General features: G+C 61.5%; 23 protein-coding genes and 1 pseudogene. 10 read left to right on the plus strand and 14 right to left on the minus strand.

The window, feature by feature from the left end:
• Positions 1-216 precede the first annotated feature (216 nt).
• Together ACVWY3_RS04930 and ACVWY3_RS04935 are read left to right on the plus strand one after the other, a co-directional pair.
• Complete coding sequence (locus ACVWY3_RS04930) at positions 217-411, plus strand: DUF1236 domain-containing protein (RefSeq protein ID WP_456837447.1); 195 nt, start codon at positions 217-219, stop codon at positions 409-411.
• A 191-nt stretch (positions 412-602) separates the two neighbouring features.
• Entirely contained in the window at positions 603-812 is a 210-nt protein-coding gene (locus ACVWY3_RS04935) for a hypothetical protein (protein ID WP_456837448.1), read from the plus strand.
• A gap of 115 nt (positions 813-927) precedes the next feature.
• On the opposite strand, the gene ACVWY3_RS04940 is transcribed toward ACVWY3_RS04935, so the two are convergent.
• The 3 genes from ACVWY3_RS04940 to ACVWY3_RS04950 all read right to left on the minus strand — a co-directional run bounded on the left by ACVWY3_RS04940 (position 928) and on the right by ACVWY3_RS04950 (position 2,017).
• On the minus strand, positions 928-1,146 hold the full coding sequence (locus tag ACVWY3_RS04940; RefSeq protein WP_456837449.1) for a DUF3072 domain-containing protein: 219 nt from the start codon (positions 1,144-1,146) through the stop codon (positions 928-930).
• A 152-nt stretch (positions 1,147-1,298) separates the two neighbouring features.
• Positions 1,299-1,514: a hypothetical protein gene (locus ACVWY3_RS04945; protein WP_456837450.1), complete on the minus strand. Its 216-nt coding sequence runs from the start codon at positions 1,512-1,514 to the stop codon at positions 1,299-1,301.
• A gap of 23 nt (positions 1,515-1,537) precedes the next feature.
• Positions 1,538-2,017 (minus strand): DUF4142 domain-containing protein, encoded by a 480-nt coding sequence (locus ACVWY3_RS04950; RefSeq protein WP_456837451.1) that lies wholly within the window; start codon positions 2,015-2,017, stop codon positions 1,538-1,540.
• A gap of 249 nt (positions 2,018-2,266) precedes the next feature.
• On the opposite strand from ACVWY3_RS04950, the gene ACVWY3_RS04955 reads away from it, so the two are divergent.
• The 4 genes from ACVWY3_RS04955 (at position 2,267) to ACVWY3_RS04970 (ending at position 4,322) form a co-directional block, all read left to right on the plus strand.
• Positions 2,267-2,776: a DUF2243 domain-containing protein gene (locus ACVWY3_RS04955; RefSeq protein WP_456837452.1), complete on the plus strand. Its 510-nt coding sequence runs from the start codon at positions 2,267-2,269 to the stop codon at positions 2,774-2,776.
• Positions 2,777-2,789: 13 nt separating this feature from the next.
• A complete protein-coding gene (locus ACVWY3_RS04960; protein ID WP_456837453.1) occupies positions 2,790-2,912 on the plus strand; it encodes a hypothetical protein in 123 nt (40 codons plus the stop codon).
• A 58-nt stretch (positions 2,913-2,970) separates the two neighbouring features.
• Complete coding sequence (locus tag ACVWY3_RS04965) at positions 2,971-3,399, plus strand: NUDIX hydrolase (protein WP_456837454.1); 429 nt, start codon at positions 2,971-2,973, stop codon at positions 3,397-3,399.
• Positions 3,400-3,461: 62 nt separating this feature from the next.
• Positions 3,462-4,322, plus strand: coding sequence for an SIR2 family protein (locus ACVWY3_RS04970; RefSeq protein ID WP_456837455.1), 861 nt, complete (start codon positions 3,462-3,464; stop codon positions 4,320-4,322).
• A gap of 21 nt (positions 4,323-4,343) precedes the next feature.
• Here ACVWY3_RS04970 and ACVWY3_RS04975 read toward each other — a convergent pair whose 3' ends face one another.
• Together ACVWY3_RS04975 and ACVWY3_RS04980 are read right to left on the minus strand one after the other, a co-directional pair.
• Complete coding sequence (locus ACVWY3_RS04975) at positions 4,344-5,357, minus strand: patatin-like phospholipase family protein (protein WP_456837456.1); 1,014 nt, start codon at positions 5,355-5,357, stop codon at positions 4,344-4,346.
• Positions 5,358-5,367: 10 nt separating this feature from the next.
• On the minus strand, positions 5,368-5,586 hold the full coding sequence (locus ACVWY3_RS04980; protein ID WP_439399911.1) for a DUF3551 domain-containing protein: 219 nt from the start codon (positions 5,584-5,586) through the stop codon (positions 5,368-5,370).
• 186 nt (positions 5,587-5,772) lie between these two features.
• Between ACVWY3_RS04980 and ACVWY3_RS04985 the strand changes: the two genes are divergently transcribed.
• Complete coding sequence (locus tag ACVWY3_RS04985) at positions 5,773-6,969, plus strand: NADH-quinone oxidoreductase subunit D (RefSeq protein ID WP_456837457.1); 1,197 nt, start codon at positions 5,773-5,775, stop codon at positions 6,967-6,969.
• 67 nt (positions 6,970-7,036) lie between these two features.
• Here the strand turns inward: ACVWY3_RS04985 and ACVWY3_RS04990 are convergent, their stop codons facing one another.
• Together ACVWY3_RS04990 and ACVWY3_RS04995 are read right to left on the minus strand one after the other, a co-directional pair.
• On the minus strand, positions 7,037-8,266 hold the full coding sequence (locus ACVWY3_RS04990; protein ID WP_456837458.1) for a carboxylate-amine ligase: 1,230 nt from the start codon (positions 8,264-8,266) through the stop codon (positions 7,037-7,039).
• Positions 8,173-9,153, minus strand: a complete 981-nt coding sequence (locus ACVWY3_RS04995) for a gamma-glutamyl-gamma-aminobutyrate hydrolase family protein (protein ID WP_456837459.1) — start codon at positions 9,151-9,153, stop codon at positions 8,173-8,175. The genes ACVWY3_RS04990 and ACVWY3_RS04995 overlap by 94 nt, the downstream gene beginning before the upstream one ends.
• 389 nt (positions 9,154-9,542) lie before the next feature.
• Between ACVWY3_RS04995 and ACVWY3_RS05000 the strand changes: the two genes are divergently transcribed.
• Entirely contained in the window at positions 9,543-9,731 is a 189-nt protein-coding gene (locus ACVWY3_RS05000; protein ID WP_456837460.1) for a hypothetical protein, read from the plus strand.
• A 108-nt stretch (positions 9,732-9,839) separates the two neighbouring features.
• Here ACVWY3_RS05000 and ACVWY3_RS05005 read toward each other — a convergent pair whose 3' ends face one another.
• The 4 genes from ACVWY3_RS05005 to ACVWY3_RS05020 form a co-directional block, all read right to left on the minus strand.
• On the minus strand, positions 9,840-10,727 hold the full coding sequence (locus ACVWY3_RS05005; RefSeq protein WP_456837461.1) for a manganese catalase family protein: 888 nt from the start codon (positions 10,725-10,727) through the stop codon (positions 9,840-9,842).
• Positions 10,728-10,941: 214 nt separating this feature from the next.
• Positions 10,942-11,319, minus strand: a complete 378-nt coding sequence (locus ACVWY3_RS05010) for a hypothetical protein (RefSeq protein WP_456837462.1) — start codon at positions 11,317-11,319, stop codon at positions 10,942-10,944.
• Between the two features lie 31 nt (positions 11,320-11,350).
• Complete coding sequence (locus ACVWY3_RS05015; protein ID WP_456837463.1) at positions 11,351-12,235, minus strand: MBL fold metallo-hydrolase; 885 nt, start codon at positions 12,233-12,235, stop codon at positions 11,351-11,353.
• A 22-nt stretch (positions 12,236-12,257) separates the two neighbouring features.
• Positions 12,258-12,827 (minus strand): NuoB/complex I 20 kDa subunit family protein, encoded by a 570-nt coding sequence (locus ACVWY3_RS05020; RefSeq protein ID WP_456837464.1) that lies wholly within the window; start codon positions 12,825-12,827, stop codon positions 12,258-12,260.
• Positions 12,828-13,063: 236 nt separating this feature from the next.
• Here ACVWY3_RS05020 and ACVWY3_RS05025 point away from each other — a divergent pair, with 236 nt between their 5' ends.
• The gene (locus tag ACVWY3_RS05025) at positions 13,064-13,561 is read left to right on the plus strand and encodes a ferritin-like domain-containing protein (RefSeq protein WP_456843292.1); all 498 of its coding nucleotides are present in this window, start codon (positions 13,064-13,066) and stop codon (positions 13,559-13,561) included.
• Between the two features lie 149 nt (positions 13,562-13,710).
• A pseudogene (locus ACVWY3_RS05030) lies at positions 13,711-15,337 on the plus strand (alpha-amylase family glycosyl hydrolase).
• Positions 15,338-15,427: 90 nt separating this feature from the next.
• Here ACVWY3_RS05030 and ACVWY3_RS05035 read toward each other — a convergent pair.
• The 3 genes from ACVWY3_RS05035 to ACVWY3_RS05045 form a co-directional block, all read right to left on the minus strand.
• Complete coding sequence (locus tag ACVWY3_RS05035) at positions 15,428-15,805, minus strand: inorganic diphosphatase (RefSeq protein WP_456837465.1); 378 nt, start codon at positions 15,803-15,805, stop codon at positions 15,428-15,430.
• Between the two features lie 164 nt (positions 15,806-15,969).
• On the minus strand, positions 15,970-16,449 hold the full coding sequence (locus ACVWY3_RS05040) for a DUF2269 family protein (RefSeq protein ID WP_456837466.1): 480 nt from the start codon (positions 16,447-16,449) through the stop codon (positions 15,970-15,972).
• Positions 16,449-17,723: an SDR family oxidoreductase gene (locus ACVWY3_RS05045; RefSeq protein ID WP_456837467.1), complete on the minus strand. Its 1,275-nt coding sequence runs from the start codon at positions 17,721-17,723 to the stop codon at positions 16,449-16,451. The genes ACVWY3_RS05040 and ACVWY3_RS05045 overlap by 1 nt, the downstream gene beginning before the upstream one ends.
• Between the last annotated feature and the right edge of the window lie 272 nt (positions 17,724-17,995).

Raw genomic sequence — 17,995 nt, forward strand, 5'->3', positions numbered from 1 at the left:
GCGCAGACAACAGCGCGCCCGCAACCACCGTCGGCACCGGAGTTCCGACGCAGCGTGAGGCGATGAGCACAACTGCGAAGCAGGATCCCGCTGGCGTCGAAGAGTCTTCAGGCAAGCGCGCGCGGGAAATTTCAACAGAGCACTGCGCCTGCGACAGTCTCCGATCAACAGCGCCAGCAGCTTCGCTCGATCATCTCGTCAGCGCAAGGGCCCGCGATGGATCGTCCCAATTTCGAGATGATGGTCGGCACATCCGTCCCGCAACAGACCGGGACCGCTGATCTTCCGGCGGAAGCCACGCAGGTGCTCAACGGATTCTGGGGCGATCAGTATTTGCTTGCCGGCAAGGATCTCGTCATCGTCGATCAGCATTCCCGGCGCGTCGCCGCCATCATCGCCAATGTGCGCTGACCCTGTGCATCTCAAGGCTCACGATTACAAATCCGTAAAATGATTGAAACGCGATGTGCGTGAACTATCTCTGTGACAGGCGGCAGCGTAACAAGCCGCCCTTCAACTGACCCGGCCAACAGCCCCAGACCGGGCCCTTCTTATTCTCCTATGATCTAAGCCTTGCCTCGCCGGCCTCAGAGGCGCTGACCATGGCTGCCCGCACCTATGACCACCAACGCTGGTCGGAAGACGACGACCGCCTGCTTCGCACCATGTGCGAAACCGGAAAGAGCCTGACCTTGATGATCGTGAAGCTGAAACGGCCAATTGCGTCGATCAGGTCCCGTGCCATCGAGCTTGGGCTTTGCCTTCCCGGCACTCGCATTGGATTGCGGCGCAAGCGCAAGCGGTCGGCGTGATCGGCAAGCTCGCCGCGTGCATCAATTCGCGTATCAATCAATTTTGCATTCATCCTGGGCCGATCTGCGCAGGCGCTGCCTGATTCAGCGATACGCCGGATGCGGGCGGCTCTGGTCACGAGCCGCCAACTCTGCGCCGTGAAGGGCGCTCCAGGCCCGCTGCATGCTTCATCTTCTCGATAAGTTCGGAGGCTTCGGCCTTGGTCAGCTTCTCCTTTGGGACGGGCTTGTGGGCCTGCTCCGCCAGCGTGGCGAGATAGGATTCCTGCGCGCCCGTCATCGGATCGTCGCCGGACACCCAATCTTTCGGGTCCTTCTGCGTGTTGTCAGCCATGACAAACCTCCTTTTAGAAATCTCCTTACAAACGTTGGTCTCGGCTCTTAATTCCCTTTTTGTTCTTTTGTTCCCAAAGTTCTTGGGACGGCGGTGGCAGAGCATCGTCTCTAGACCCCGCACCGCTGCCGAGTTCTTGACGTCGCTCAGGATCAGGATGTCGGCTTGTCCGGCGTCCAATCGAGATCTGCATCGTCGTGGGGGATCGGGTCGGCCGAACAAGGCTTGATCGTGAGATCGTCCTCGAGCACGGGCTGGCCCTCGGGGTGCTCGACCAGCCCGGCCTGCTCTGCTTTCTCCAGAGCTTCCTTTTTGGTTGGAAACGTCCGGCTCAGCTTTTCCTCGTCCTTGAACAAAGCGTATGCCATGGCAGCCTCGTTTCTGTCCCCCGCTACGCCATTTCCCTGAGACTGCTCAGGATGGCGAGATGCCGCTGAATGATCGGAAGGGACATCTGCGCGACCTGCTGCTCCTGCGCGTTGCCACCTGTCCGCAAGTACGAATTGTTGAGAGCCAACAGTTCGCGATGACCTCGGATTTGTCCTTGCACATACATCCGGTCGAACGGGCCGGTGGGCGTGGCCTGAAGTCGCTGCAGCACCATGGCATGATCGGGACGCAGGGGCGCAGAGCCTGGGGCGGCGCCCAGCGCAGTTGCCACCTGCACCTGTTCTGCAATTTCGGCGTTCGCAAAGTTGATAAGGTCCGGATTGCCGGTGCGGGTCAGCGCGAGCTGACTCGTCTGCATGGCGAACGCGCCGCCCATGAGATCGGCTGTCCTGAAATCCCGCTGCGGATTTGTCCGGGCCTGAACGGCGCAGGTCGAAAGTCCGAGCCCTCCTAGGGCCAGCAAGAATGATCTTCTCAGCATGTTCATCTCCAACGTGTGAGCGACAGACGCTTCGCTGCGTTTAACGTTCCTATCGACCGATCAAGATGGCGGCGCGGCGCTGGTTCTGACCGTGAAGCCTTCCTTCGACTTAACGCATGTTATTGCCTGCGTCGCAGGACCCAAAAATTTCATGAGACTGCACAGCGCGTGCTGCTCCCGATAGGAACGGCTGCCATGAAGACGCTTTGTTCTCGCTTTCACATCACCGCCCGCAAATGAGTTCGTCAGATGCTAGACAGCAGAGCAGCCAACTTTCCCACGTCCGCAGGCGTCTTTCTCGGACTCGGCCTCGGCGCCTTCTTCGACGGCATCGTCTTCCATCAGTTGCTGCAATGGCATCATATGTTAAGCGGCTGGTATCCGCTCAATTCCCTCGACAATGTCAGTCTGAACACGACGTGGGACGGCATCTTTCACAGCGCGGCGTATGTTTTCGTGCTCGCAGGGCTCTACCTGCTCTGGCAGCGGGCGCGCGGCAGCGAGCCGCGGTGGACGAGCCAGCAGTGTATCGGCGCCGTGCTGCTGGGATGGGGCATTTTCAATCTGGTCGAAGGCGTGGTCGATCACGAGATACTCGGGCTGCATCGGGTGAACGAGACTGTGCCCGAGGGGCAGCGCATTTTCTGGGACATCGCCTTCCTGTTATGGGGTGCGGCGATGATGGTGATGGGCGCCGCCATGGCGCGGGCCGGCGCGCGGGAGGACGTGCATGCGGAAGGTCGCCTACAGGCTCGTTAGAAACACGCCACCCGTGGCGGTCTACCTGATCTTCCTGCTGCTGCTCGTAATGGCCATGGCGCCGACGCTTCGCATCGTCATGTTCGGTCTGTCTTTGGATGATCTCCTGCAGTTGCGTTGCTTTGCGGCCGGCTGACCGGCACAAAAGGAACCACGGCTTCGGCGATTGCTTATCACCTCACTGGAGGCGCTCGATGGGCAAGAAACAATTCGCCGCTCTGCCGTTTCGTTTGGACAACTCGGAGCTGCGGGTGATGCTGATCACGACCAAACGCAAGCGCAGGTGGAGCGTCCCCAAGGGCTCACTGATCCGCAATACGTCGCCCCATCGCACGGCCGCGCTCGAAGCCTACGAAGAAGCGGGCGTGATGGGCGCTATCGCAAAGCGCGCATTGGGCAGCTTCAAGCATCGCAAACGCAAGGGCGAGCGCACGCGGACCATGGACGTCGCCGTCTTCCCCATGAAAGTGCATGGGCGCGAGCGCTGGTGGCCGGAGAAGGGCGAGCGCGAGGCCGTCTGGGTCTCGACCAAGAGGGCGGCGCGTCTGGTGCACAAGGCCGAGCTGCGGCAGCTGATCAAGCGCTTCGCAGCGCAAACGGAGAACGGCGAGCTCGTGTCCTGAGCACATAAGCGGCAGCTCGCAGGGCATTAGGAACGCGCAGACGATCCCGTCATTCAAGCTAGATGAACCAGCAGCCAACCGGTCTGGTATCCGAAGAGCGCCCGCCACACGAAGTCCTGGCCGCTGCGATCAAGCGGCGTGGTGCGACCCTCTTTGTCGGCGCGGGCGCCTCTATGGCGGTGGGGCTGCCCTCTTGGCAGTCCCTGATCGACCATCTGCTGGACGATCTCGACCTCGAGCGCAACGTCATCGACGGGATGCATGGCGGCTACCAGATGCTCGCGGAATATTACCGGCTGAAGCGCGGCGGCATTGGTCCATTGCGCAGCTGGCTCGATCGCAATTGGCGCGTTGACGCCGAGAGGATCGCCGCCTCGGAGCTTCACCGGCTGATCGTCGACCTCGGCTTTCCAGTCATCTACACGACCAACTACGACCGGAATCTCGAAACCGCTTTCGAGGTGCTGAAACGTCCCTTTGCGAAGATCAGCAATGCGAAGGAGATCGCGGGCGCCACGGCGGGCATCACGCACATCATCAAGTATCACGGGGATTTCGACGATGACGCATCGCTCGTGTTGACCGAGACCGACTTCCTCAACCGGCTTGCATTCGATTCACCGCTCGATGTCCGCTTTCGAGCTGATGCTTTGGGAAGCACACTGCTGTTCATCGGTTACAGCATGTCGGATCCGAACATAAGGCTCCTGCTGCACCGTATCTGGCAAACCTGGGATGAATCCGGACACCGCCAGGACCGGCCAAAATCGTTCGTCTTTGTCGGGCAGCGCAATCCGGTTCAGGAGGCCGTGTTGGCAAACTGGGGCATTACCACCATTGCCCCGGCTGATGGCGTTGCCGCCGATGAGGGCCTGATCAAGTTTCTCCGCGATATCCATCAGTGCATCGATGCAGACGGCTGACGCCGTTCGCACGAGACCGCATCACTTTGCCCGGCGCACGCTACAGATGCCGCCACGGCTGTCAGAAAGGCTCGCGGTATGCTGCATGTCCTGGAAGCCAGCTTGCCATCTTTGGGCCATCGCGGACTCGGACAGATCGAAGGATTTCTCGGGGCCGGCCTCTTCCAGCCCCGGCCGGTAGCTCAGGAGATAGACGAAGTCTTCGCGCGCCAGACCCTGGAGCTCGGCGCGAAGCTGGCGAGCTTCCAGCGCGTGGCGCAGCCGCTGGAAGGTCTGGTTGCCGAAGGTGAGATCGCTCTTGCGTTCAGCTGCGGATTCGAGGCCGTCGGGGACCTTGCCGTCACGGGCGAAGAGATCGATGATAAAGAGGCTGAGTGGATCCTCGCTTTCGAGCACCGGCTCGAATGGCGCGTTCAACGAGAAGCCGCCATCGACGAGCCAGCGGCGATTGATTTGGACCGGCGCGAACTCCGGCAGAAATCCGCAGCTGGCCAGGATGTGATCCATCTCGATCCGGTCGGACGACGAGTCGAAGAGTACGGCGTCTCCGCTTTCGACATCGGTGGCGCAGACGGTGATGCGCGGCTCGCCCGCGTTCAGCCGTTCGAAATCGATCAGCCTTTGCAGCCGCTCGCGCGTCGGGCCGAGATCATAGAGGCCGCCGAAATGAGCCGTCGGAATTGGAAGCCTCGGATGGAAGAAGCCGGCATGGCCGAACAGCCGCGTGCTGATCGAACTTAGCCAGGCGAACGGATGTCGGCCGGGGTTGGCCCCTGTAGAGATCTCACCGGCACCATGCCAGTAGCTGCGCAAGCCTTTGAGGCGATCGGGCCCGGGGCTTCCCGCGATCAGCGCGGCGCTGATCGCGCCTGCCGACGAGCCGGCGACCCAATCGACCGGCAACGCGCGACAAGCGAGTGCCTCGAATGCCCCGCCATGATAGGCGCCGAGCCCCAGGCCCCCCGAAAACACGACCGCATTGATAGGCCTGTTGGAAGCCGTCACGTCGTTCGGCGCCGCGCTCAGCCGAGACATGGAAACCACGTCACCGATATCCCCGGTAGCGGCGCGCATAAGCATAACGCGGATTGATGCCGCAATAGGCATTGGTTCCCGACGCGCTGGCCATGCACTGCGCGTAGCTGGCGAACTGGCAATTGCCGGGATAGCCCCAAATCCGGCCCTGAAGGCAATAGCGATCCTGCGCGAGGGCCGCGGTTGACGCTCCGAGGCTTGCCATCAGCGAGAGCGCGGCGGCAGCCATGAGCGAACGATGCTTCATTACAAATCTCCAATCTAGACAATGAACGTCGTCGACAAGCCGGCGTTCCAAAGCCGCGCTCAGCGCGCAGCTCCATGATTTGGCAAACCGGTTAACCTGTGTGAAGCCGTGTCGCCCTGATCGCGGTTAGGGTGACGATTGCAATGTCTCCGTTCGATCGAAAGCGTGATGGCTGAACAGCCTCCGAGCCTCAGAAACTTCACCATCAACTTTGGCCCACAGCATCCCGCTGCTCACGGCGTGCTCCGGCTCGTCCTCGAACTCGATGGCGAGGTCGTCACCCGGGTCGATCCGCATATTGGACTGTTGCACCGGGGCACCGAGAAGCTGATCGAAGCCAAGACATATCTGCAGGCGATCCCTTACTTCGACAGGCTCGACTATGTTGCTCCACTAACGCAGGAACACGCCTTCTGCCTTGCAATCGAGAGATTGATCGGGCTCGAAGTCCCGCGGCGAGGGCAGCTCATCCGGGTACTCTATCACGAGATCAGCCGGATCCTGTCTCACCTTCTGAACGTCACCACCCAAGCCATGGACGTCGGTGCCCTGACGCCGCCGCTATGGGGCTTCGAGGAGCGCGAAAAGTTGATGGTCTTCTACGAGCGCGCGTCGGGCAGCCGGATGCACGCGAACTATTACCGACCGGGCGGCGTACATCAGGATCTGCCCCCGAAGCTCATCGATGACATTGAGGCTTGGTGCGATCCGTTCCTGCGTGTGGTGGATGATCTGGACCGGCTTCTCTCGCTCAATCGGATTTTTCGGGCCCGCAACGTCGACATCGGCAGGGTCACACTCGAGCAGGCCTGGGCCTGGGGCTTCTCGGGCGTGATGGTGCGCGGGTCCGGTGCGGCGTGGGACCTGCGAAAGGCGCAGCCCTATGATTGCTATGCGGAAATGGACTTCGATATCCCGATCGGCAGGAACGGCGACTGCTATGACCGCTATCTCATTCGAATGGAGGAGATGCGGCAGTCAGTCCGCATCATGAAGCAGTGCATCGGGAAGCTGAGATCACCCGACGGAAGAGGCCCGGTTCTCGTACAAGACAACAAGGTCGCGCCGCCTCGGCGCGGCGAGATGAAGCGCTCCATGGAAGCGCTGATTCATCATTTCAAGCTGTACACGGAAGGTTTTCACGTTCCGGCCGGCGAGATCTACGTTGCCGTCGAAGCACCAAAAGGCGAGTTTGGAGTGTTCCTGGTCTCGGATGGCACCAACAAGGCCTACAAATGCAAGATCAGGTCGCCTGGGTTTGCCCACCTCCAGGCGATGCACTTTCTCTGCAAGGGGCACTTGCTCGCCGATGTCTCGGCCATTCTGGGCTCATTGGACATCGTGTTCGGCGAGGTCGATCGTTAAGAGGTCGTGGTACATTGGACACAACGTCTTGAGCCAGTGCCTTGTCGAATGGATCTCCCTTTGGCGTTCACTTCGACGCGACGTCACCGGGAGGCAGTTTCGACCCAGAGGGCACCGGTGTTGCGAAAGGCCGTTGCTCCCGAGCCTTCTTCGGCTCATCATTCCTCACGGTGAAATTGCCGGTCTCCGTTGAAGTCCTTAACCACTTCGTCACGTCGCCGATCGCTTCCCGCGGCGAGCGGCCGAACTTCCTCAAGCTGCGGAAATATTCGAGCTGAAGATGCGCCGAAGTGCCGCGCTTCGGGATGCTCTTGAGATGCTGGATGTCGTCTTCCACCCCGAGATGCTCGATATCGGGAGCCAGCATGGCGATCACCGCGTCCAGCCAGCTTCTGAACGAGACAGGCTCCAACGACACCAGATCGATGTATGTGCCATCGGTGCCGTAGCGCTGGGCGCGCCAGCGGTTCTCCTCGATCAGCGCGCGGTGCACCGCCGAATGGTTCGCATTCAGATCGGGATGATGCACGGCGTGCCTCACCAGCGCACGAAACAGCGCCGCGATCGCGACCGAGTCCGCAATCGCCGTGCAGCAGTCGGTGATACGCAGCTCGAGGGTGGGATGCTGGAGGGAGGGCCGCAAGGCCCACCAGACATAGGTTGCGTTGGGGACGATGCCCGCGTCGACCAACGTCTTCACGTAAGTCTGGTACTCGGCGAGATTGCGAAACATCTCGGGAAAGCCCGTGCGGGGCAGAGCGTCATTGGCGGCGTTGCGATACCCCAGCAACCCTGTTGGATAGCCGCACCAGAACGGCGAGGAGGTCGACAGCGCCAGCAGAAGCGGGAGGAACGGTACCAGACGGTGCATGATCTCGACCCGCAGGTCGGGCTCGGGTACCTCGACGTGAACATGTAGCCCGCTGATGGGGTTGCCGAGGCCGACCATCCCGAGATCGCTGATGACCTTGCTGTAGCGGCGCTTGCGCGTCATCCGCTGCTGGTGCGGCTGCGCCAGCGGGTGCGTGCCGGCGGCAATGATGCCGATACCGTGGTCCTTGCCGACTTCGGCGAGGACCGAGCGGTAACGCGAGAGCTCGGCCAGCGCTTCGGCCGATTCGGTCAGCGGCGGGGTCGCGACTTCGATTTGTGATTGAAGTATCTCGGTGGTCAGTCGCTCGCCAAGACGCTTCTGAGCCGCCGTCATATAGGCCTTCGGCAGCTCGGACCGCGGCGCTGCGGATTGGCGGTTGACCAAGAAGTATTCCTCCTCGATACCGAAGCGGTAGCGGTGCATGGTCCTAAGGTGTCCTTTTCGCCTTTGCATGCAAGCGAACCGCGTCTCCGAATGCGGAGAGAATCCGCGCCGACGTATGATCTGTGCTTGCCCAATAGTCCGGGGTGAAACAGCGTGCCGAGCGCAAGGGCGCCAGCGCCCGCGATGCTGACGGCCTCTATCGAGCCATCCTCCGCCATCGCTTCTGCGATGAGTCCCGGTGCGAGATCCTTGATTAGGAAGCTGTGCAGCGAATTCACTGTGACGGCATCTTCGCCGCAGATCTGTTGCAGGACACCTCCTTCGCGAAGCGTCACCTTTTGCCGGAGCCGGTAGCGCGCATCTTCATTGTCCGCGTCCGGCGTGCCGTGGCGCTGGTCTTCGGGCAGGCCATCCGGCTCCTTCGCCAGCGTACCCCCAAAAGCGACGTTCAGCTCCTGAATGCCGCGGCAGACAAGGAGCGTGGGGACGCCGCGTGCCAACGCGCGCGGGATGAGATGGAGCGCGACTTCGTCGCGGAATTCGTCGAACGGGCCGTCGCGAGCCTCGTCGACCATTTGGCCGTAACGCGAGGGATGAACATTGGTCTGCCCGCCGCCGACAAAAAGACCGTCGAGGCCATCGAGATAGGCGTCGATGTCGGCTTCGCGCGCCGCGGGAAGGATCCGCGGCACGGCACCTGCGACCAGTCCGATGGCGTTCACGCAAATCATCGCGACCGATGAGAGCTGCTCGCCGCGTGCGACGATCGTATCGGAGAGAATGCCCACCTGCGGCGCGCCGGCGCGCGCCTGCCACTGCCCGCGTGAGGTGCTGTGCCGCCACTGCTGAAGGCCGTAGGCCACCGCATCCGCGGCGCTACCGAATTGATGTATCGCAGCCTTGAGCTCCCTGACGTTCGTTCCCAAGCGAAGCGCCCATCGACTGCAGGCGGCGGGGTCGTGCGGATCGATTGTGGGACGGGGCTCGTGCAAATGTCTCGGCTGCCTCTATTCGTGTGTCTCTGCTTGGTAAAACAGCAATTGTGCAGAATGGTTGCTCTGCTTAGTTGACGGTCAGGCTTCTAACATTTGTTAGGAAGCGGGTGTTGGGACGAAAGCCGAAGCACGATCAACGAAGATCCAAGACCGCGCCAAGTCGTCAGAGCAAGCTCAGTAAGCAACTCAACAAGCCCACGATGGGCGGACATTCCTTCGCCGAGAGCCTCTGCCGTTCAACGATCGTACGAGATTAACCTGTGTTGTGGGCGCCTCGCGCCCAATTGCATATCCTCATCAAATCAAGAAAAGGAAATGCGATGGGATTGAAGCGCAGGCGGATCAAACAGACGACCTCTCTTGAGGACCGCTTGGCTCAATTCGCGGAGCACATGAGGAAGCGAGCTGACGCCAAGCCGATCGGGGCTGAGAAGGACGAACTTCTCAAGAAGGTCCGCAACGCGGAGCAAGCCTTGGACATAGAGCGGCAGCTCCGGCAACCGCATTGAAGTTCACTCGGGCGGATGTACCCCAGTGAGCCAGAAGGCCTCCGGTCCGACCCCGGAGGCCTTTTGCTAGTGCCTAAATTGAAGAAGATCAGCGGCCGCTATTCGACTTCAGCTCAGCGCGTTCGTCACGGGCGGCTCGTTCATCTGCTCCAACTGAGCGCCGCTGTCAGGCCGTGCGGGTCCAAGCACCGGCTCCTGGCCCAGAGGCTCGAAACCGCCGCGGAACGTGAACGTCCCCTTGCCGTCGAGAGAGGGGCCTTCGCAATAGCGTCCCGTTTGCAGCGAGTCGCCGCCGCGTTCGGTACCCATGAACATGTAGCTGAACTCGGTCGCTTCCTTGCTGCGATCGAAGCTGTTCGGAATCGGCAGCGACGCCTTGGCTCCGATCTCCTCGATCACGGCGAGCCATTGCTGCTGGTGCATGGTGTCGCGGGCGATAAGGTAGCTGAGCATATCCTGCATGCCCCGGTCGCTCGGTGAGTTGTAGAGACGTACGGCCAGCGTACGTCCGGTGGATTCGGCCGCCACGTTGCAATACATGTCTGCCGCGACATTTCCGCTGGCGTAGATGTGCGAGCAGTCGAACGGCACGCCGTCGCAATTGGCGGGGAATGCCGACAGTCCGGTGGACAGCAGATGCCGATGCAACATTCCCTCGATGACATGCCGCGGCCTTTCGCCGCCGTTCATGACGGCACCGACGAGGGGATTGGCCTGCATGCTGCTCTCTTGCATCGTCGCCGGCGCTTCCTCGAGATTCAACGCAACGGCCGTGGCGAGCATCTCGATATGGCTGATCTCTTCGGTCGCGGTGTTGAGAAGGACGTCGCGATATTTCGCAGGGCCGCGGGCGCCCCAGGCCTGGAAGAAGTATTGAAGGCAGACGCGGATTTCGCCCTCGACGCCGCCGATGGCCTGTTGCAGTTGGCGTGCGAAGATTGGATCGGGCCTCTCGATCTTGACGGGATATTGCAAGCGTTTGTCGAAGTAGTACATGCGCAGCTCCTTTGCGTCCTGGTACGTGGGTGCAATCGAAGCTGGCTGGTTGTGTTCCTAAAACAATTCCCGCATTGCTTGGATGCGTTCTAATTCCCGGCACATCATTCTGCAGAAACGAATGCGGCCCCGGCGCAAGGGAGGGTCTCGCCGGGGCCGCTCTCGCGCGCACATCTGGAAGGAAACGGACCGAGGCGCGCGTTGATGATTTGATCTAGCGCCGGGGTAGGGTGCCGTTCGATGGCGGAGTCGTCTCGTTGCGCATGCCCGCAGAGCTCGAAGCGCCCTGTCCGCCGCGCTCCGAGTGAGTGATGCCGCCGCCGCCCGATCCGGCTCCGCCGGAGCCGGCGCCATCGCCCGATCCCGTACCGCCTGCGCCACTGCCCGATCCCGCACCACCAGCTCCGGCGCTGCCGCCAGCCGCTCCGCCGGCTCCGGCCCCACCTGCGCCTGCTCCGGCTCCGGCACCAGCTCCAGCGCCGCCGCCCGCGCCACCACCCGCTCCACCACCTCCGCCTTGCGCAAACGCTGCGCCGACCGAGGTGCCGGCCAGCATCGCGGCGATGAGGACTCTCAGAATTGTCTTGTGCATGTTGTATCTCCTGGGGTTGAGCACGGACCAATCACCTGTGGCCTTCGCCGTTCCTCGCCGTTGCATCTTCGGCAGCACCGTTGTGGGGAATGGCGACTTCGTCAAAACGGACGGCAAGCGTCTCCAGTGCCACGCGCATCTCGGGCCCCTGCATCGCGGCGCCATGGCCTGTGATGACGATCTCCGGCGCGAGCGCGGCCAGTTCACGCACTGAGGCCTTTGCGCTCGTCCAATCCGGCGTGAAATACATCGGCGGCCCATGCATCTCCGGCGCTTGCATGACCGCCGAGTAAACGGACTCCTGACGCGTGGTGATGAACGCGTCGCCCGCGATCAGCACACGATCGCGCTCGCGCCAGAGCGAGACATGTCCCGGCGTATGACCGGGGGTCTGAATCCAGTGCCAGCCTTGCAGGAATGGCACGCTGTGATCGCCGGGAAGATCATACAGGTGCGATGCGACGTTGACTGGCATCGTCGGAAAGAGCGGCGAGATCAGGGCGAGCAGCCCGCCACCGACGCCCGGATCTGCCGGCGGATAGGAGCGACTGCCATCGAGATAGGGATGTTCCGCTGCATGCGCATAGACGGGCACGTCCCACTCACTCGCAAGCGTTTCGAGCGCGCCGACATGGTCGAAGTGACCATGCGTCATGATGATGCAGGCAGGCCTGCCGCCACCGCCGAAACGCGCGGTCGCCGCGGATCGGATCACCTCGGCCGAACCCGGAATACCCGCATCTACCAGGACCCAATTGCCGTCGCCCGCATTCTGATCGCCGACGGAAATCACATTGACGATGGCGAGCTGCTTGTAGGCGACGTCGGCGACGATCTGACGCGTATGGTCGTTACGGTCGAAATCGAGCTTTGGTTGCTCGGCGCCCGCCGTGGAGGGGAGGAGAATTTGCGTCATGTCCTGCCAGCCCGCTGTGGTTCTATCGCTCAATCGTGCCCATCCGCCGGATTTTCTTCTGAAGCAGCATGACACCATAGAGCAGTGCCTCGGCCGTCGGTGGGCAGCCGGGAACGTAGATGTCGACGGGAACGACGCGGTCACAACCGCGTACGACGGAATAAGAGTAATGGTAGTAGCCGCCGCCATTGGCGCAGGACCCCATCGAGATCACGTAGCGAGGCTCCGGCATCTGGTCATAGATCTTGCGGAACGCCGGGGCCATCTTGTTGGTCAACGTGCCGGCCACGATGATCACGTCCGATTGTCGCGGCGAGGCGCGTGGCGCGAAGCCAAATCGTTCCGCATCATATCGCGGCATCGACATCTGCATCATCTCAACTGCGCAGCAGGCGAGCCCGAACGTCATCCACATCAGCGAACCCGTGCGGGCCCAAGTAATCAGTTCCTCCGCCGTTGCGGTGAAAAACCCCTTGTCAGCGAGATCATCGCGAATCTGCATGAAGTACGGATCGGACGCGTTCGCTGGCGACCCCTCGCCAGGTCGCCTCAGATCGTGGGGAGTATCGGTCTGCGGAGGAGTGTCACTCATTGGGCCCTCGGTACGCAGTCGGCGCAAGCGACAATGTCACACTGCGGAGAACAGGCGTTCTACAAGAGCGTTCCTGCATGCGCCGATGTGTTTGATGTTCGCCTATCGCATGTTAAGCGCCGGGTGCTGTTTCGGACGGGGAAGCTAACAGGCAGACCAAGGAGCGAATGCGGCTTTGGAACGATCGCTGCGGGCCGCTGTTGCGGCAAAGAAGCCAGTCAAAAGGAGGACAGCACATGGCTAATGCCGCACGCGACACATTCGTGGTCGGACTACGCAATGCACATGCGATGGAGGTTCAGGCGAGGGAGTTGATGGAACGGCAATCGGAGCGGCTGGACGAGTATCCGGAGGTCAAGGCCAGGCTTGCAGCTCACCTTCAGGAGACCAACGAGCAACTGAAACGGCTCGAGCGGTGCCTGGAATCGTGCGGCGAGAGTACGTCCAGTCTCAAGGACACAGCGCAGTCAGTGATGGCCAACATGCAGGCAATGGCGCACTCGGCTGCCAACGACGAGATCCTCAAGAACACCTTCGCCAACAATGCATTCGAGAATTTCGAGATCGCGGCCTACAAGTCCCTCATTGCACTCTGCGGCGCCGCCGGAGTCAACGAGGCCAAGGCAGAACTGGAGGCATCTTTGAAGGAAGAGCAGCGTATGGCTGCGTGGATCGACTCAAACGTCGAAAAGGTGACGATGGAGTTTCTGGCGCATCAGCGGCAGGCGGCATAGTAGCACGGGAGCGCAGAGATCGCCGGTTTACCTTGCGCCGGTCGAGATGTCGTCGCTCGCTGCGGCGGGCCAAGACCTGTTCGGCTTACCAGATCTTACCCGCCGCATGGATGGCCGACCAAACTTTAGAGACGAGGTCAACAGAGGCAATGACGGCCGATCGCTATTGCGAACATTCATGGTGGAAGTCCGCCGTCATCTACGAGATTGCGCTGATCTCGTTCCAGGACTCCGATAGCGACGGCAAGGGCGATCTCGCCGGCCTGACCTCGCGCATCGACTATCTGAAATGGCTCGGCGTCGATGCGGTGTGGCTGACGCCGATCTACAAGAGCCCGTTCCGGGATCTCGGCTACGACATCTCCGACTATTGTTCGATCGATCCCGCCTTCGGCAGCCTGGATGATTTCGACCGCCTGCTCGAGGCGCTGCACGCCGAAGGCATCCGCCTCATCCTCGATCTCGTTCCCAATCACACCGCGAACGATCACGCATGGTTCGTCGAGAGCTCCAGCTCCCCCAACAGTTCCAAGGCCGACTGGTACATCTGGGCTGATGCTGCCGGGACTGGTGGGCCACCCAATAACTGGCTTAGCCGTTTCGGGGGCAGCGGCTGGGAATGGTGCGAGGCGCGGCGGCAATACTATTATCATTCCTTCCTGACCGAACAGCCCGACCTAAACTGGCGCAATCCTGAGGTGCAAAAGGCGATCGCCGATGTGATGCGCTTCTGGCTAGATCGTGGCGTTGACGGCTTCCGCGTCGATGCCAGCGCCGTCCTGATCAAAGACGAGTTGTTGCGCGACAATCCGCCGAACCCGCACGCCAAGGGCAAACCGCCACCGCAACGGCAGACACCGGTGTTCACCGACGACCGGAAAGAGACGATGAATTGCATCGAATTCATGCGCGAGGTGATCGATAGCTGCCCCGATCGGCTGCTGTGCGGCGAGGTCCAGGGCAAGACCGACCGGATCGGTCATTTCTACGGTGACGGTCGGCCGCGTCTGCATCTGCCGCTCAATTTCGCGCTGCTGGACGCGCAATGGCAGGCTCTGTCGCTGCAAGCGGCCATCGACGCATATCTCAATGCGATCCCTGACAAGGCCTGGCCGGTCTGGCTGATCGGCGGGCACGACAAGCAGCGGATCGCGAGCAAAATCGGCACCGCGCAAATGCGCGTGCTGGCAATGCTGCTCATGACGCTGCCGGGAACGCCATTCCTCTACATGGGTGACGAGATGGGTCGCAAACGCGTGCCTATACCGGACGATCGCGTTCGTGATCCTTTCGAGAAGCTGGTACCCGGGCTATGGGCTTTGCCGCGATCCCGAGCGCGCGCCGATGTGCTGGGATGACAGTGAGAGCGGCGGCTTCACCACGGGCCGGCCATGGTTGCCGCTGGAGCCGGGCGATGCGCCGAACGTGGCCGAGCAGCAGCGGGACGACCGTTCCGTCCTTGCGCTGTTTCGCGCGCTGATCGCGCTCCGGCGCGAGCATGCCTGCCTGCGCGAGGGCAGCTACGCCCCGCTGCGATCGCGGGACGATGTCCTCGCCTTCAAGCGCGTGGCGGGCGGGACCGAAATGCTAGTCGCGCTCAACACCACCGCCGAGCCCCGGAAATGGCACTGGCAGGGCCGCGGCCGCGTGCTGATGACGACTCATCTGGACCGGCCGCACGAGCCATTGCCGGACGCGACAATCCTGCTTCGGGGCAATGAAGGCGTAATCATCGCATTCATTCCCGATGATAACTTCGGAACTCCGAACCTTTGATCGGTTCCTGGAGACGCCAGCCAAAGTCGCGCATTGGCCCAATCCGACCACTGCTACTTGATCCGGCGATGTCAGCAAGTGTACCCCGCGCTATAGGCGACACCGATTTATGAGCTTGATGGCTCGGCCCGGGCCGCGCCAGCCAAGAAATTCGAGCTTTTTGCTTTTGAGAGCGTTCGTGGCATCGAAGAACTTTTCCAATTGTTCGGTTGCGGTCGCTGGTAGGTTACGAACATCAGGCAAATCACCAGCAAAGAAGGAGTGCTGAGGCACCGCAACAACCCTGTCATTTCGCTTTCTTTTGCGTTCGGTCACCTGAAGGGCCTTGGCCATCAAGGCCTTCGAAAGCGTAAACACCCGCAACTCACGATCGAATTCCAATTTGCAGCAACTCCAGCGAGGAGTCTCAACCACCGCTAAAATGTTCTCTTTGTCGGCCCAGGTAGGCAGCTTCAAATAGTTGGTCATCTCACACGTCCTCTGTTTGAAACGTGCGGTCAATTTCCGAGTTTCTATTTGACAAAGACGCAGGCGGGAACCCGCAGACCCAGTGGCCCTTGCGACGGACGAAGTCGGCGTCAGGGCAGGACGGCGTCTCTTAGAGCCGTGACGATCGATCGAACAACTTCATGTTAATCCCAGTACGGGATTGCCGGGCGGGCGATCATCAGCCAGAAGATAGCTAGCACGGCTGCGAACGCCGGAAATCCGAAGGTGAACCACCACCAGAAGAGACGGTAATATTCGGCGGGCAGCTTGGCGTTGGTCTCGATCGCGCGAACGGCAAGGTCGCGCAATCGCATTTGCATCCACACCACCGGCAGCCAGAAGACGCCTGTCACAACGTAGAGTGCGATGGACGCCGCAATCCAGCCGTCGCCAAGGGAATATCCGCTCGACCAGGCGAGCCATGTGCCCGTGATCGGCTGCAGGATCACGGCGCTCGCCGTGAACAGGAAATCGGCCAGCACCACTGTCCGCGCGACCCCCGCGATTTCGCGCGGGTCGCCGCGGAGATGAGCCACCAGCATGAAGAAGGCGATGCCGGCACCCGTGCCGAGCAGGACCGCAGCCCCGATGATGTGCACCATCTTCACGAGGAAGTAGAACATCAGCGATCCTCTCTGATCGCCATGGCGACGAGATTGAGCATGATGACCGGCCAGATCTTCAGCATCGGTCCAAGCGGATCGGCCCACAGCCGCGGCACCAGCGCCGTACCGATCACGGCATAGCTGAGCGAGATGATCAGTGCTGCCCATAGGCCATAGCGGCTCAGAGGGCGCCAAAGAATTGCAAGACCAATGACGATGTCGGCGAGCGCGCCAGCGACGACTGTGAGAGCCGCGACATATCCTTGCAGCCTTCCTTCCCGCAGCAACGACATTCCGATTTCCCAGCCCGGACCGAGCGAGATGATCCCCGTGCCGATCCAGAACAGGCCGAAGACGCCGAAAATCAGCGGCTTGAGCACATAGAGCCGGGCAAACCAGCGTTCCTGCACTGAGGCGGGCTCGCGTGCGAGCGCAGCTTCGATGTCGCGCGGTCGTATGCCCGTGATCTGACGCCAGGGCCCAGCATCGCCGGTCGCGCCGCGCCGCATTTCTGCCTGCGCGGTCGAGTTGATGGGTGTTGCCCAACCCAGCATCTGCGCAACGTCACCCGCGCGATAAGCAGCCGAAGCCAGCCAAGTTGGCAGGTGCAGGCGGTAAGCCGGCCTCCAGCGCAGCCACGAGCGAAACAGTGCAACCGCGTCGCTGAAGGCAATCCGTTCTGGACCTGGCAGATCAAGCCCGACGCGGGCGGGAGCGCCCGGTCGCAGGAAGAACATCACCGTCTCGACCACGTCGTCGAGATGCACCGGTTGAATAGCTGCGGTGTCCGGCATGACCGGTAGAATTGGAAGGGACGCCAGCCCTCGCAACAGCGCGCTGCCACCATAAGCCGGCCGGCCCACCACGACCGAAGGCCGCAGCACGACCCAATCGAGGTTACTCGCCATCAAGACGGCTTCGCCGTCCGCCTTCGTGCGAGAAAAATCGCTACGCGCGTCGCGATTGCTGCCGATGGCCGAGAACAGGATCACACGGCGGATGCCCGCGCTTTCACAGGCTGCGTAAAGCGCCGCGCTCCCGGCGACATGAACGGCTTGCATGTCCTGCCCCTGCAGGGCACCCGCCGCGTTGACGACGGCATCGATGCCTGCAAGAAGCCCCTTCCATTGCGAAGCGTCGGTGGTCCGGGCGACATCGAGGGTAATGTGGTTCGTATCGGATGCCGCTGCCGGATGACGCGACACCAGTACGCATTCATGCCCTTCGACCGACAACCTGGCCCGGATTGCCGACCCGATCAGTCCCGTAGCTCCGACAAGAAGGATGCGCATAGACCCAGTCCTTCGTTCATCTCCGGCTATCCGAAAATGGCCGGTCCGAGATGCCCACGAATAAAGCGAGTCTATTGTGATCGTTCCTGGCGGTGGAACCGATGAGGTCGTCAGCAGCCCCTGGTAGCTGCCTGGCACCTGGCCTTCGAGACGCTCGCTAACCGAAGGCCTGCCTGACGCCACACCCGATATGATTGCTAATGGTTGAGCCCGTGCGCGAACGTCCTCTCGTCATGCGGGCGGCCAGCCGGTGGCAGACCAGCGCGCGTACA

The sequence above is a fragment of the Bradyrhizobium sp. USDA 4486 genome, from assembly GCF_054057995.1.

Bases quoted from the DNA above. Each gene is read 5' to 3' on its own strand.
- ACVWY3_RS05040 (WP_456837466.1), bottom strand. From the start codon at position 16,449: ATGTTCTACTTCCTCGTGAAGATGGTGCACATCATCGGGGCTGCGGTC.
- ACVWY3_RS05045 (WP_456837467.1), bottom strand. From the start codon at position 17,723: ATGCGCATCCTTCTTGTCGGAGCTACGGGACTGATCGGGTCGGCAATC.
- ACVWY3_RS04965 (WP_456837454.1), top strand. From the start codon at position 2,971: ATGGGCAAGAAACAATTCGCCGCTCTGCCGTTTCGTTTGGACAACTCG.
- ACVWY3_RS05015 (WP_456837463.1), bottom strand. From the start codon at position 12,235: ATGACGCAAATTCTCCTCCCCTCCACGGCGGGCGCCGAGCAACCAAAG.
- ACVWY3_RS04975 (WP_456837456.1), bottom strand. From the start codon at position 5,357: ATGTCTCGGCTGAGCGCGGCGCCGAACGACGTGACGGCTTCCAACAGG.
- ACVWY3_RS05010 (WP_456837462.1), bottom strand. From the start codon at position 11,319: ATGCACAAGACAATTCTGAGAGTCCTCATCGCCGCGATGCTGGCCGGC.
- ACVWY3_RS04945 (WP_456837450.1), bottom strand. From the start codon at position 1,514: ATGGCATACGCTTTGTTCAAGGACGAGGAAAAGCTGAGCCGGACGTTT.
- ACVWY3_RS04955 (WP_456837452.1), top strand. From the start codon at position 2,267: ATGCTAGACAGCAGAGCAGCCAACTTTCCCACGTCCGCAGGCGTCTTT.
- ACVWY3_RS04980 (WP_439399911.1), bottom strand. From the start codon at position 5,586: ATGGCTGCCGCCGCGCTCTCGCTGATGGCAAGCCTCGGAGCGTCAACC.
- ACVWY3_RS05005 (WP_456837461.1), bottom strand. From the start codon at position 10,727: ATGTACTACTTCGACAAACGCTTGCAATATCCCGTCAAGATCGAGAGG.
- ACVWY3_RS04985 (WP_456837457.1), top strand. From the start codon at position 5,773: ATGGCTGAACAGCCTCCGAGCCTCAGAAACTTCACCATCAACTTTGGC.
- ACVWY3_RS05035 (WP_456837465.1), bottom strand. From the start codon at position 15,805: ATGACCAACTATTTGAAGCTGCCTACCTGGGCCGACAAAGAGAACATT.
- ACVWY3_RS04940 (WP_456837449.1), bottom strand. From the start codon at position 1,146: ATGGCTGACAACACGCAGAAGGACCCGAAAGATTGGGTGTCCGGCGAC.
- ACVWY3_RS05000 (WP_456837460.1), top strand. From the start codon at position 9,543: ATGGGATTGAAGCGCAGGCGGATCAAACAGACGACCTCTCTTGAGGAC.
- ACVWY3_RS04970 (WP_456837455.1), top strand. From the start codon at position 3,462: ATGAACCAGCAGCCAACCGGTCTGGTATCCGAAGAGCGCCCGCCACAC.
- ACVWY3_RS05025 (WP_456843292.1), top strand. From the start codon at position 13,064: ATGGCTAATGCCGCACGCGACACATTCGTGGTCGGACTACGCAATGCA.
- ACVWY3_RS05020 (WP_456837464.1), bottom strand. From the start codon at position 12,827: ATGAGTGACACTCCTCCGCAGACCGATACTCCCCACGATCTGAGGCGA.
- ACVWY3_RS04935 (WP_456837448.1), top strand. From the start codon at position 603: ATGGCTGCCCGCACCTATGACCACCAACGCTGGTCGGAAGACGACGAC.
- ACVWY3_RS04990 (WP_456837458.1), bottom strand. From the start codon at position 8,266: ATGCACCGCTACCGCTTCGGTATCGAGGAGGAATACTTCTTGGTCAAC.
- ACVWY3_RS04950 (WP_456837451.1), bottom strand. From the start codon at position 2,017: ATGCTGAGAAGATCATTCTTGCTGGCCCTAGGAGGGCTCGGACTTTCG.
- ACVWY3_RS04930 (WP_456837447.1), top strand. From the start codon at position 217: ATGGATCGTCCCAATTTCGAGATGATGGTCGGCACATCCGTCCCGCAA.